Below are 13,231 nucleotides of genomic sequence, written 5' to 3'. Positions count from 1 at the left end.
GGTAGTCTCAGCCGGATAACGGCAGCTTTCGCCTCCCCGGAAGGGTCCCTGCCTCGTGCACCTCAAGAGTCTGACGCTGAAGGGGTTCAAGTCCTTCGCCTCGGCGACGACGCTGAAGTTCGAGCCAGGCATCACCTGTGTCGTGGGGCCCAACGGGTCCGGCAAGTCCAACGTGCTCGACGCGCTGCGCTGGGTCATGGGCGAGGGCAGCGCCAAGGGCCTGCGCGGCGGCAAGATGGAGGACGTCATCTTCGCGGGCACCTCCGGCCGCGCCGCGCTCGGCCGCGCCGAGGTGACTCTCACCATCGACAACGGCGACGGCGCGCTGCCCATCGAGTACGCCGAGGTCTCCATCACCCGCCGGATGTTCCGCGACGGGGCCAGCGAGTACGAGATCAACGGCCAGGGTTGCAGGCTCATGGACGTCCAGGAGCTGCTGTCGGACTCCGGCATCGGCCGCGAGATGCACGTGATCGTCGGGCAGGGGCAGCTCTCGGCGATCCTGGAGTCCAAGCCGGAGGAGCGCCGCGCGTTCATCGAGGAGGCCGCGGGCGTCCTCAAGCACCGCAAGCGCAAAGAGAAGGCCATCCGCAAGCTCGACGCGATGCAGGCCAACCTCACCCGCCTCAACGACCTCACCGCCGAGCTGCGCCGCCAGCTCAAGCCGCTGGGCAAGCAGGCCGAGATCGCGCGCCGGGCGCAGACCGTGCAGTCGGAGCTGCGCGACGCCCGGCTGCGGCTGCACGCCGACGACCTGGTCACCCAGCGCGCCGACATCGCCCGCGAGGAAGCCGACGAGGCCACCGCGCGGCGCAAGCGCTCGGAGGTGGAGCAGGCTCTGGAAATCTGCCAGTCGCGGCAGACCGAGCTGGAGGACCTGCTCTCGGTTGACGCGCCGAAGCTCGCCGCCGCCCAGGAGACCTGGTACCGGCTTTCCGCGCTGGAGGAGCGGCTGCGCGGCACGGTCCGGCTCGCCGTCGAGCGCGCCCGGCACCTGTCCGCCTCGGTCGAGGCTCCGCGCGGCGGCCGTGACCCCGACGAGTTGGACGAAGAGGCCGAGCACACCGCGATGCGGGAGGCGGAGCTGGGCGAGGCCGTCGCCGAAGCCCGCTACGCGCTTGCCGAGTCCACCGAGCGGCGCGCCGAGCTGGAGCGCATGGTCCAGGCCGCGGAGAAGGCGCACCTGGCCGCGGTCCGGGCCATCGCCGACCGCCGGGAGGGCCTGGCGCGGCTGGCCGGGCAGGTCGAGGCGCTGCGCAGCAAGACCAACGCCACCGCCGAGGAGATCGACCGGCTCTCGGTGGCCCTGAACGAGGCCAGCGAGCGCGCCGAGATCGCCGCGGAGGAACTGGCCGAGGCGCAGGCCGAGACCGGCGTGGAAGACACCGACGACGCGGGCCTGGCCGAGCGCCACCGGCACGCCGTCGAGGCCAACGACGCCGCCAAGGCCCGGGTCGAGGAACTGGTCCGGGCCGAGCGGCAGGCCGAGCGCGACATCGCGTCCTGGCGGGCCCGGGTCGACGCGCTGTCGCTGGGCCTGTCCCGCAAGGACGGCGCGGGCGCGCTGCTCGCCGCCGCCGACCGGCTGCCCGGACTGCTCGGGTCGGTCGCCGCCCTGCTCACTGTCGAGCCAGGCAACGAGGCGGCGCTCGCCGCCGCCCTGGGCCCGGTCGCCGACGCGGTGGCCGTTGCCGACCCGGACGGCGCCGTCGAGGCGCTGCGGATGCTGCGCGCGGGCGACGCGGGCCGCGCCGGGATGCTCGTCGGCGGACCGGCCGTCCCGCTCGACCGGGCGAGCTGGCCGCCGCTGCCGCCGACCGCCCGGTGGGCCGTCGACCTGGTGCGCGCGCCCGAGGCGCTGCTGCCCGCCGTGCACCGCGCCCTCGACCGGGTGGCCGTGGTCGAGAACCTGCCCGCCGCGAAGGCGCTGGTCGGCGAGCACCCTGAGCTGCGCGCGGTCACCCCCGAGGGCGACGTGCTCGGCGCGTACTGGGCGATCGGCGGCTCCGAGCGGGCGCAGAGCGTCATCGAGGTGCAGGCCGCCGTGGACGAGGCCAACGCCAAGCTCGCCGCCGCCGAACGGTCGCTGGAGCACTCGTCGGCCGCGCTGGAGGGCGCGCGGGCCGAGCAGCAGGCCCGCCGAACCGAGGTCGGCGCGGTCAAGGAGGCGATGAACGAGGCCAAGGTGCGCGCGGCGCGCTCGACGGAGCGGCTCAACCGGCTCCGGCAGGCGCTGCGCTCGGCCGAGGCCGAGGTGGAGCGCGCGGTCAACCAGCGCGCCAAGGTCGAGCAGGCCCGCGAAGAGGCGCTGACCAAGCTCGCCGACCTGGAAGAACGCCTGGCCGTCGTCCAGGAGGAGCCGCTGGAGTCCGAGCCGGACTCCGCCGAGCGCGACGAGTACACCGCCGCGCTGGCCTCGGCCCGCCAGGAGGAAATGGAGGCGCGGCTGGCGCTGCGCACCGCCGAGGAACGGCACCGGGCGTTGCAGGGCAAGGCCGACCAGCTCCGCCGCGCCGCCCGCGCCGAACGGGAGGCCCGCGAGCGCGCGTCCCGGGCGATGGCGGCCCGCAAGCGCGGAGCCACGATCGCCCAGGCGGTGGTCGAGGGCGGCGAGCTGGCGCTGGAACGCATCGCCCAGTCGCTGGCCCGCGCCGCGGAGGAACGCGACGTCGTGCAGGCCCAGCGCGCCGACCACGAGCGGGTGCTCGCCGACGTGCGCGGCAAGGTGCGCGAGCTGTCGACCGAGCTGGAGAAGCTGACCGACGCCGTGCACCGCGACGAGGTGCTGCGCGCCGAGCAGCGGCTGCGGCTGGAGCAGCTGGAGACCAAAATCGCCGAGTCGTTCGGCATCGGCCTGGACGACCTGGTGGCCGAGTACGGCCCGGACGTGCCGGTGCCGCCGAGCCCCGCCGAGTTGGCCGAGTACGAGCAGGCCAAGGAGCGCGGCGAGGACGTCAGCATGCCGCCGCCCACCCCGTACGACCGCGACACCCAGGCCCGCCGCGCCAAGCGAGCCGAACGCGACCTGGCGCAGCTCGGCAAGGTCAACCCGCTGGCGCTGGAGGAGTTCGCGGCGCTGGAGGAGCGCTACAAGTTCCTCTCCACCCAGCTCGAAGACCTCAAGGACACCCGCCGCGACCTGCTCACCGTCATCAAGGAGGTCGACGACAAGATCCTGGAGGTCTTCACCTCGGCCTACCACGACGTCGCCCGCGAGTTCGAGACCGTCTTCGACGTCCTGTTCCCCGGCGGCGAAGGCCGGATGATCCTCACCGAGCCGGACGACATGCTCGCCACCGGCGTCGATGTCGAGGCCCGCCCGCCCGGCAAGAAGGTCAAGCGCCTGTCGCTGCTTTCCGGCGGGGAGAAGTCCCTGGTCGCGGTGGCGATGCTGGTCGCGATCTTCCGCGCCCGCCCCTCGCCGTTCTACGTGATGGACGAGGTCGAGGCCGCGCTGGACGACACGAACATGCGGCGGCTGATCGGCCTGCTTGAGCAGCTTCGGGCCAGCTCCCAGCTGATCATCATCACCCACCAGAAGCCGACGATGGAGATCGCCGACGCCCTCTACGGCGTCAGCATGCGCGGCGACGGCATCACCCAGGTGATCTCCCAGCGCCTCCAGCGCGCCGACCGCGACCCGGTGGGCCCCCGGATCTCCCCGCACCGCAAACCCGCCGAAAAGCCCGCCGACGCGGCCGAGACCGACTCGGACGAGGACGCCGAGGCGACCGCGCCGGACGCCGCGGAAGCCAGGCCGGTGACGGACGACGGTGCCGCGGAAGCCGAGTCGTCGGCCGGGCAGGCAGCGGAAGCCGCGCCCGCGGTCGAGCCGGTGGCGGCGTCTTCGGAAGCCGAGCCTTCGGCCCAGCCGCCAGCCGCCGACTGACCGCGGGTGCGGCTCAGCCCGCAGGGATGTCGGCGGCCAGCAGGTCCTGGTACTCGGGGTGCTTGTCGATCCAGCCCTTCAGGAACGGGCAGTAGGGCCGCACGGTGTGCCCCTTGGCCCGGATGTCGTCCAGGACGGCCCGGGCCAGCACCCCGCCGACGCCGCGGCCCTCGAACTCCTCGGTCACCTGGGTGTGCATGAGCGCGACCGACCCGTCCAGCCGGTTGTACTGGACGTAACCGGCCAGCCTGCCCTCGTGCCAGCCCTCGTACTGGCTTTTGGCCTGCTCGTCGCGCAGGTCGAGCGACGCCACCCTGTCCGCACTGCTCACCGGGTCTCCCTCCGTCGTGTCCGCTCGTAATCCGCTCGCGCGGGGCCATCCCCAGAGTTCACGATTTCGGACATGTACGCCATCCGTCCCGCGACCACCGCGGATCAGCCCGCCGTCGTCGCCCTGCTCGTCCGGTTGCAGGCCGACCCCGAGCACCACATCGGCTACCACGGCGTGACCGCCGAGGAAGTGGCCGAGGAGTTCGGGCGGTTCGCCCCGGACTGGGTCTCGGGGGCGGTGCTCGGCACCGACGACACCGGCGCGGTGCGCGCGGTGCTGAGCGTGGACGCCGACGCGGAGACCGGCCGCGCGTGGCTGCACGGCCCGTTCGTGGACGTGCCCGCCACCCATCCTGCGGGCAGGCAGGTGTGGCACAACACCGCCGACGACCTGTTCGACGCCGCCCTGGCGCTGCCCCGCCTCAAGGGCATCGGCGATCTGGAGCTGTACGGGCACCGCCGCAACCGCAGGCTGGGCGATTTCGCCGCTCGGCAGGGCTTCTCGGCTGGCTCGGCGAGCCGGGTGTTCACCCTGACCGGCTCGGCGCTGCGGTCGGTGCTGGTGTCCGCTGTCGACGCCGGGGACGGCCCGCGCGTGCTCGGGGCGGATTCCGCTATCCGCGCGCAGGTAGTCGAGCTGCACGAGCGGTGTTTCCCGCAGCGCACCGTCAACGGCAGGCAGTTGGTCGACGGGGAGCGCGGGCACACCGTGGTCGTGCTGACCGGGGTCGACGGGCTGATCGGCTACGCGGCGGGCTTCGTCGCGGAGGAGGAGCTTTACGTGGACTACGTCGCCGTCGACCCGAACATGCGCGACGCCGGGGCGGGCCGGGCGCTGGTCCGGTCCCTGCTGCGCGCCCTCGCCGCCCGGCACGGCGCGCGGCAGCGGGCGGCGGCGGTGATCGCGCTGGGCAACGACGCCTCGGAGCGGATGTTCGCCGCCCTGGGCTTCGACCTGCACCTGGAGCTGGTCGGCTACCGCCGGAAATGAGGCTGGCCCACGCCCCTCTCACTCGTTAGGGTGACGACCCCAGTGTGATCATCCGCTTGCGAGGAGTGCCCGATGGCCGATGTCGACCGCCGCCGATTCCTCGCCGCCAGCGCCGCCGCGGCCGTCGTCGTGGCCTTCGACCCGGCGGGCCTGGGCTGGGTGACCCGGGCGGAAGCCGAGACCGGCGCGGGCGGCGTCGCGGTCCCCGGCCTCGACGGCGAACTGGTGACCGACGACGCCGCGCTCGCCGAGGCGGCCGAGGACTACGGGCAGATCGCGCACCGCAGGCCGCGCGCGGTGCTGCGGCCGGGGTCGGTCGAGGACATCGAGCGGATCGTGCGGTTCGCCACCGCGCACGGCGTCGCCGTCGCCATGCGCGGGCAGGCCCACTCCACCTTCGGGCAGGCGCAGGCCCCGGCGGGCGTGGTGATCGACTCCCGCACCCTGGCCGAGATCCACGAGCTGACCCCGCGCGGCGCGGTCGTGGACGCGGGCGTCACCTGGCTCGACCTGTTCCGCGCCGCGACCGCCGCTGGCCTCACCCCACCGGTCGCCACCGACTACCTGGGCCTGTCGGTCGGCGGCACGCTGTCGGTGGGCGGGGTCGGCGGCGCCAGCGCGCACCACGGCTTCCAGGTCGACAACGTGCTGGAACTCGACGTCGTGACCGGCGAGGGAAAGCGGGTGCGGTGCTCGCCGCGGGTGAACCGGGACTTGTTCGACGTCGTCCTCGGCGGCCTGGGCCAGTACGCGATCATCGTCCGGGCCACGATCCGGCTCGTCCCCGCCGAGACGACCGCCCGCGTCTACCGGCTCGGCTATTCCCGCCTGACCGACCTGACCAACGCCCAGCGGATAGCGCTAGCTGACGGCCGGTTCGACTACTTGGAAGGCCAGGTAGTGCCGACCGACAGCGGGTGGGGCTACCTGCTCGAAGGCGCCGTCTACCACTCAGGCGCCGACGCGCCGGACGCCGCCGAGATCCAGCGCGGCCTGCCCGCCCCGGACACCGCCGAGACCGCCGACCTGCCGTACTTCGACTGGCTGAACCGGATCTACGACCTGGTCGAGCAGCTCAAGGCGCTGAAGTTCCCCAGCCCGTGGCTCAACCTGCTCGCCACCCTCACCCCGGCCGACACCGGGGGCGGCCCGATCCTGCTCTACCCGATGCCGCGGTCACTGCTGACCCGCCCGCTGGTCGCCGTGCCCGACAGCGCTGTCGTCTTTCTCTTCGCGATCCTGCGCATGGTCGCCCCGCCTGACGAGACCACGGTCAGCAGGCTCTTGGCCGACAACCGCGCCGCGTATGACCGCGCTGTCGCGGTCGGCGGTAAGCAATACCCGATCAGCGCCATCCCCACCCGGCCCGAGGACTGGCCCGCGCACTACGGCGCCGAGTACCGCCGCGCCCGGCTCGCCAAGTCCCGCTTCGACCCGCGCGGCGTCCTCGCCCCCGAGCAAGGCGTCTTCGGCTAGCAGTGCCGCTTCACTGCCGTTTCGGCTCGTACCGCATCGCCACCGCGCCCGAGCCAAGCTCCAGTCGGCTTACGAGCCGCAGGTCGACCGGCTTCGACAGCCCCGCGAACAGCGTCGGTCCGTGGCCCGCGAGCCGGGGATGGACCACGATCTCGTACTCATCGATCAGTCCCAGCTCCGTCAGCGCCAACGGGAGCCGCACGCCGCCGACGAACAGTCCCTTGCCCGGCTCCTGCTTGAGCCGCCGAACGGCCTCGCCTAGATCCCCGCGCACCAGCTCGGCGTTCCAGTCGACCCGCTCCAGGGTGCTGGACACGACGTACTTCTTCGCCGCGTCGATCGTCCGGGCGAAGGGGTCCGTCCACTCAGGACGCGCTTCCGCCCGCGCGGACGGCCGGAACGCCGATTCCATCATCTCGTAGGTCACCCGGCCGAAGAGAAGGGCGTCGGCCCGCTTGAGGTTCTCGACCGCGTGCCGATGCAGCTCCTCGTCGGCGGGAATGCCGCGGTGATCGCAGCACCCGTCCAAGGTGACGTTGATGGAGTACCGCAGGGGGCGCATGTCGCCAGGCTATCGCCGACGCGGCGGATCGGCGGCGTGCCGGAGGGCGAGCAGCCCGCCCACGACCAGGGTCACCACCACGCCCAGCGGGGTGTACCAGGGGAAGGCCAGCGCCACCGAGTCGCCGGACGCCTTGGCGAAGTCGACCCCGAGGAACGCTCCGGTGCTCTTGCTGAACTTCAGCCCGAGGATCACGAACGCCATCACCGCGACCGTGGCCAGGAACGCGATGATCGCGTCCGTCTGCCGCGCCTTGCGCACTAAGAGCCCGAGCAGGAACGCGCCCAAGAGCGCGCCGTAGGTGTAACCGGTGATCGCCAACGCCGTCTCGACAATCGGGTTCTTGGTCGTGGTGAACAGGGACGCGAACACGATCAGCGCGCCCGCCCACACCACTGTCCACAGGCGACCCTGCCGCAGCAGTTCCCGGTCGGACAGCGGCCGCCGGACGACCCGCTGGTAGACGTCGGTGACCGTCGAGGACGCCAGCGCGCCCAGCGACGAGCTGAGCGCGGCGGCGAGGATGCCCGCGATCACGAACCCGGACAGGCCGCTGGGCAACTCGGTGACGATGAACGAGGCGAACAGCTCGTCGTTGGCCGTGAGCCCCAGGTCCTTGACCGGGTCGAGGCCGCGGTAGAACGCCCACAGCATCGTGCCAATGAGCAGGAACAGCGCGAACTGCGCGAGGACCACGACCCCGCTGGCGATGAGCGCCTTCTGGCTCGCCTTCACGTCGTTGCACGCCATCAGCCGCTGCACGATGAGCTGGTCCGCGCCGTGCGAGGCCATCGACAGCACCGCGCCGCCGAGAACAGCGGTCACGAAGGAGTACGGGTTGCTCAACGGCCCGCTGGTGAAGTCGAACAGCTGCGTCTTGCCCGCGTCCACCGCCGCCGTGAACCAGCCGTCAGGCAGCTTCCCGGAAAGCACCACGATCACCGCGACGCCGCCGAGGACGTACCAGAGCATCTGGATGGCGTCGACCCACACGACCGCGCGGACGCCGCCGAAGAACGTGTAGACCACCATCGCGACCCCGAGGACGGCCACGATCTGCCAGTACGCCGCGCTCACCCCGTACGCGGCGAGCACGACCTTGATCGGGATAGCGGTGGCGAACAGCCGCACCCCGTCCGCCAGCAGTCGGGTGAACAGGAACGTCACCGACGCCGTGCCCTGCAACCCCGCGCCGAACCGCTTGCCGAGGAAGTTGTAGGCGGTGGTCATGTCACCGGCGACATAGCGCGGCAAGAGCACGAACGACACGACTATCCGGCCCAGCACATAGCCAATGGCTAACTGGAGGTAGGTAAACGCGCCTAGATAGGCGACGGTAGGCACGCTGAGCACGGTCAACGTCGAGGTCTCCGCCGACACCACCGACAGGCAGGCGACCCACCAGGAGATCTTGCCCTCGCCGACGAAGTAGTCGCCAGCCGACTTCTGCCGACCGGCGATCAGCACGCCCAGCAGCGGCATGCCGACCAGGAACACCACGATGATCGCGAGGTCAAGGGCGCGCACGGTGGCCTCCAGCCGGTTCGGGGACATGGTCGACGATCCGCAGGCCGCGCACCGGACTGGGAACCGGGTCGGGCCAGCGCGCGGGGAAGCGGCCGGGGGTGATGCTGCCCAGCAGCCGCGGGCCGTCCGCCCCCGACGCCGGGTCCGCGGGCACACCGTGCCAGGTCAGGAAGCCGAGCAGGGCGGCGAGGTAGGCCTCCTTGGCCTCGGCGGGCAGCCCCAGCGCGTCGGTCGTGGTCAGCTCGGCGGGCGCCAGCGCCGAAGCCAGCGCGGCCATCAGGACCGGGTTGCGCACCCCGCCGCCGGAGGCCAGCACCCGGCGCACGCCGTGCGGGCGGCACACCCGCGCCACCGTCGTCGCGGTCAGCGCCACCAGGGTCGCCAGCAGGTCGGCGTCGCCGACGTCGGGGACGCGGGCGAGCGCGTCGGCGAGGTAGTGGGCGTGGAAGTGCTCCTTGCCGGTCGACTTCGGCGGCGGCGCGGCGTAGTACGGGTCGGTCAGCAGGATGTCGAGCAGGTCGTGGCGGACCGCGCCGCGGGCGGCCAACGCGCCGTCGGTGTCGCGGTCGGCGCCGGTGCGCAGCCGGGTGGCGGCGTCGAGCAGAGCGTTCGCCGGGCCGGTGTCGAAGGCGAGCGCGGGCAGGCTCGGAGCCAGGATCGTCACGTTGGCGATGCCGCCGAGGTTCAGCGCGGCGATCGTGGTGTCGGGGTCGGCGAGCAGCAGCCGGTCCAAGACGACCGCGAGCGGCGCGCCGTGCCCGCCCGCGGCCACGTCGCGGGCCCGCAGGTCGGCCACCACCGGCAGGCCGGTCGCCTCGGCGATCCACGCGGGCTGGCCCAGTTGCAGCGTCCCCCGGCACAGGCCCGCCTCGACCCAGTGGAACACCGTCTGCCCGAGCGAGGAGACCAGGTCCGCGCCGCCCGCGCCGATGGCGGCCACCGCCGCGACGGCGAACGCGTGCCCGACCTCGGTGTCGAGCCTGCACAGCCGCTCGGCGGTGCAGACGTTGGGCGGCAGCGCCGCCCGCAGGTCCGCGCCCAGCGACCCGGGGTAAGGGGTCTCGCGGTGGCGCACCGGGACCATCTCGATCACCCCGTCGCGCAGCCGCAGGTCGGCGACGGCGGCGTCCACGCCGTCCATCGACGTGCCGGAGATCAACCCGACCACTCGCTGCCAGCCCATGATCTGTGGTCTATTGCACAGTGGCGGCCCGCGCAAGGCTTGAGTTGGTTATTGACCAAGATTTACTCCACTTGGTTTGTCGTCCACTGCGCGCGGCGGCAAGCGGGGCGTTCGGCCGGGATGCGAGGATGGCCCGGTGTCGGACACCGTGATCGTCATCCTCGTCGTCGTCCTGGCGCTGCTGGTCGCCGCCCTGGTCACCGGGGTCGTGCTGGCCCGGCGCAGGCGGATCAGCCTTGGCGAGCCCAAGCCCGAGATCACCGAGAAGCCCAAGCCCAAGGGCGGCGGCTACCAGGCGGGCGGCGGCATCAGCCTCGCCCCCGGCGGGCCCAAGAACACCCCAGCCGCCCCGACAGTTCCAGCAGCTCCGACAGCGCCGCCGGTCCACCCGGCGGGCGAGCGCACCGAGGTCGACGGACAGCCCGGCGTCGGCGACGACGCCGCGGTCCCGCGCGACTCCGAGAAGCGCGGCATCGTCGACGTGACTCTCCCCGACGCCACCCTGTCCGGCGCCGCGCCGGGCGCCACCGAGGTCGCCGAGCCCGCGGCGGGCGAGCCGTCGACCGAGCCCGAGATCGCCGAACCCAGGACGGCCGAACCGGAGACCGAGCAGATCCCGGTCCAGGGGGAGCTGGAAACCGAGCGCATCCCCGTCCAGGCTGAACCGGAGACCGAGCGCATCCCCGCGCAGCGGGAACCGGAGCCCGTCGAGCCGATCGCGCCCACCTCGGGCCGGTTGGAGCGGCTGCGCGGCAGGCTCTCCCGCTCCCGGTCGACGCTGGGCCAAGGACTGCTCGGCCTGCTCGGCGCGGGCGACCTGGACGAGGACTCCTGGACCGACGTCGAGGACACCCTGCTGCTCGCCGACCTCGGCGCGGCCACCACCCAGGAGATCGTGATCCGGCTGCGCACCGAACTGGTCGCCCGCGGCGTGCGGACCGCCGAGCAGGCCCGTGCCCTGCTGCGCGAGGTGCTGATCGACGCGCTGCACCCGGAGATGGACCGCGCCGTCCGCGCCCTCCCGCACGGCGACGGCGCGGACCGGCAGCCCGCCGTGGTGCTGATCGCGGGCGTCAACGGCACCGGCAAGACGACCACGACGGGCAAGCTCGCCCGCGTCCTGGTCGCCGACGGCCGCACGGTCGTCCTCGGCGCGGCCGACACCTTCCGCGCCGCCGCCGCGGACCAGTTGCAGACCTGGGCCGACCGGGTGGGCGCCGAGGTCGTGCGCGGCAAGGAGGGCGCCGACCCCGCCGCCGTCGCGTTCGACGCGGTCAAGCGCGGCCGGGGCGCGGGCGTGGACGCCGTGCTGGTCGACACCGCGGGCAGGCTGCACACCAAGACCGGCCTGATGGACGAGCTGGGCAAGGTCAAGCGCGTGGTGGAGAAGCAGACCAAGGTGGACGAGGTGCTGCTCGTCCTCGACGCCACCACCGGGCAGAACGGCCTCACCCAGGCCCGGGTGTTCGGCGAGGTGGTCGACGTGTCCGGGATCGTGCTCACCAAGCTCGACGGCACCGCCAAGGGCGGCATCGTCTTCCAGGTCCAGCGCGAGCTTGGCGTCCCGGTGAAGCTGGTCGGCCTGGGCGAGGGCGCCGACGACCTGGCGCCGTTCGACCCGGCGGCTTTCGTTGACGCCCTGCTCGGCTGATCCCCGCCTGGTACCAAAACCGGCGGCAGGGGGCCACTATGGTCCCCATGGCCGAGATCGAGGTGCTGGGTGGGCCGGTCGAGCGGGGCGCGGAAATCCTCACCCCCGGCGCGCTGGCGTTCGTGGCGCGGCTGCACGCCGCTTTCGCCGACCGGCGCGCTGAGCTGCTGGCCGCCCGCGTCGAGCGCCGCGAGCGCGCCGCCCGGGACGGCGGGCTCGATTTCCTCCCCGAGACGCGCGAGGTCCGCGAGTCCGAGTGGCGGGTGGCACCGGCTCCGCCCGCCCTGGCCGATCGCCGGGTCGAGATCACCGGCCCCACCGAGCGCAAGATGGCGATCAACGCGCTCAACTCCGGCGCCCGCGTCTGGCTGGCCGACCTGGAGGACGCCAACACCCCGCACTGGCACAACGTCGTCTCCGGCCAGGTGAACCTCTACGACGCCGTGCGCGGCGAGATCGCGTTCACCTCACCCCAGGGCAAGCGCTACGCGCTGGACCCCCGGGTCCGCCCCGCCGTGATCGTCGTCCGCCCGCGCGGCTGGCACCTGGACGAGAAGCACATCCTGATCGACGGCAAGCGCGCGGTCGGCGCGCTGGTCGACTTCGGGCTGCACTTCTTCCACAACGCGCGGGCCGCCCTCGCCCGCGGCGCCGGGCCGTACTACTACCTGCCGAAGCTGGAGAGCCACCGGGAGGCGCGGCTGTGGGACGAGGTGTTCACCCACGCCCAGCGCGAACTCGGCATCCCGCGCGGGACCGTCCGCGCCACCGTGCTCATCGAGACCATCCCGGCCGCGTTCGAGATGGACGAGATCCTCTACGAGCTGCGCGACCACGCGTCGGGTCTTAACGCGGGCCGGTGGGACTACCTGTTCAGTCTTATCAAGTACTTCCGCGACGCCGGTTCGCGATACGTGCTGCCTGACCGCAACAGCGTGACCATGACCGCGCCGTTCATGCGCGCGTACACCGAGCTGCTGGTGAAGACCTGCCACCGCCGGGGCGCGTTCGCCATGGGCGGCATGGCCGCCTTCATCCCCAACCGCCGGGACCCGGAGGTCACCGCGCGGGCGCTGGCCAAGGTCCGGGAAGACAAGGGCCGCGAGGCGAACGACGGGTTCGACGGCTCGTGGGTCGCCCACCCCGACCTGGTCCCGGTGTGCCGGGAGATGTTCGACGCCGTGCTCGGCGACCGCCCCAACCAGCTCGACCGCCTGCGCGAGGACGTCTCGGTCGGGGCGGCCGACCTGCTCGACGTGGCCGCCATCCTCGGCAGGGCCACCGCGGAAGGACTGCGCGCGGCCGTTGACGTCGGCGTGCGGTACCTGGTCTCGTGGCTGTCGGGCAACGGCGCGGCGGCCATCCACAACCTGATGGAGGACGCCGCCACGGCCGAGATCTCCCGCTCCCAGATCTGGCAGTGGGCGCACAACGGGGTCGTCTTGGACACCGGCGACAAGGTCACCGCCGAACTGGTGCGCGCGGTCCTCGCGGATGTCCGCGCGTCCCTGACCGACCTTCCCCAGGACACGGTCAACACTGCCGTCGACCTCTTCGCGGACGTAGCGCTCGCCGACGACTATCCGGACTTCCTCACCATCCCCGCCTACGAGCGGATCTGA

Annotated in this window: 9 protein-coding genes; 5 read left to right on the top strand and 4 right to left on the bottom strand. The window is 72.7% G+C overall.

The genetic code is table 11. From position 1 onward, the window contains the following. Positions 1-55 precede the first annotated feature (55 nt). Complete coding sequence (gene smc / locus ACZ6SD_RS18680; protein ID WP_465318186.1) at positions 56-3,889, top strand: chromosome segregation protein SMC; 3,834 nt, start codon at positions 56-58, stop codon at positions 3,887-3,889. Between the two features lie 13 nt (positions 3,890-3,902). Here the strand turns inward: smc and ACZ6SD_RS18675 are convergent, their stop codons facing one another. Then, positions 3,903-4,220 carry a GNAT family N-acetyltransferase gene (locus ACZ6SD_RS18675; RefSeq protein WP_465318185.1) on the bottom strand — a complete coding sequence of 106 codons (318 nt, stop codon included), beginning with the start codon at positions 4,218-4,220 and terminating at the stop codon, positions 3,903-3,905. A gap of 72 nt (positions 4,221-4,292) precedes the next feature. On the opposite strand from ACZ6SD_RS18675, the gene ACZ6SD_RS18670 reads away from it, so the two are divergent. After that, entirely contained in the window at positions 4,293-5,210 is a 918-nt protein-coding gene (locus ACZ6SD_RS18670) for a GNAT family N-acetyltransferase (RefSeq protein ID WP_465318184.1), read from the top strand. Between the two features lie 72 nt (positions 5,211-5,282). Then, on the top strand, positions 5,283-6,686 hold the full coding sequence (locus ACZ6SD_RS18665) for an FAD-binding protein (protein WP_465318183.1): 1,404 nt from the start codon (positions 5,283-5,285) through the stop codon (positions 6,684-6,686). 10 nt (positions 6,687-6,696) lie between these two features. Here the strand turns inward: ACZ6SD_RS18665 and ACZ6SD_RS18660 are convergent, their stop codons facing one another. Genes ACZ6SD_RS18660 through ACZ6SD_RS18650 form a run of 3 tightly spaced genes read right to left on the bottom strand, consistent with a single transcriptional unit; the run spans position 6,697 to position 9,958 of the window. Beyond that, on the bottom strand, positions 6,697-7,248 hold the full coding sequence (locus ACZ6SD_RS18660; protein ID WP_465318182.1) for a dihydrofolate reductase family protein: 552 nt from the start codon (positions 7,246-7,248) through the stop codon (positions 6,697-6,699). A gap of 9 nt (positions 7,249-7,257) precedes the next feature. Continuing rightward, positions 7,258-8,775 (bottom strand): sodium:solute symporter, encoded by a 1,518-nt coding sequence (locus tag ACZ6SD_RS18655; RefSeq protein WP_465318210.1) that lies wholly within the window; start codon positions 8,773-8,775, stop codon positions 7,258-7,260. Beyond that, positions 8,762-9,958 carry an anhydro-N-acetylmuramic acid kinase gene (locus ACZ6SD_RS18650; RefSeq protein ID WP_465318181.1) on the bottom strand — a complete coding sequence of 399 codons (1,197 nt, stop codon included), beginning with the start codon at positions 9,956-9,958 and terminating at the stop codon, positions 8,762-8,764. Before ACZ6SD_RS18650 ends, ACZ6SD_RS18655 begins: the two co-directional genes overlap by 14 nt. Positions 9,959-10,094: 136 nt before the next feature. Here ACZ6SD_RS18650 and ftsY point away from each other — a divergent pair, with 136 nt between their 5' ends. Further along, entirely contained in the window at positions 10,095-11,609 is a 1,515-nt protein-coding gene (ftsY, locus tag ACZ6SD_RS18645) for a signal recognition particle-docking protein FtsY (RefSeq protein WP_465318180.1), read from the top strand. A 47-nt stretch (positions 11,610-11,656) separates the two neighbouring features. Then, positions 11,657-13,231 (top strand): malate synthase A, encoded by a 1,575-nt coding sequence (gene aceB / locus ACZ6SD_RS18640; protein WP_465318179.1) that lies wholly within the window; start codon positions 11,657-11,659, stop codon positions 13,229-13,231.

The organism is Actinokineospora sp. NPDC051303, assembly GCF_055586285.1.
This window is presented reverse-complemented; position numbering and strand designations above follow the sequence as displayed.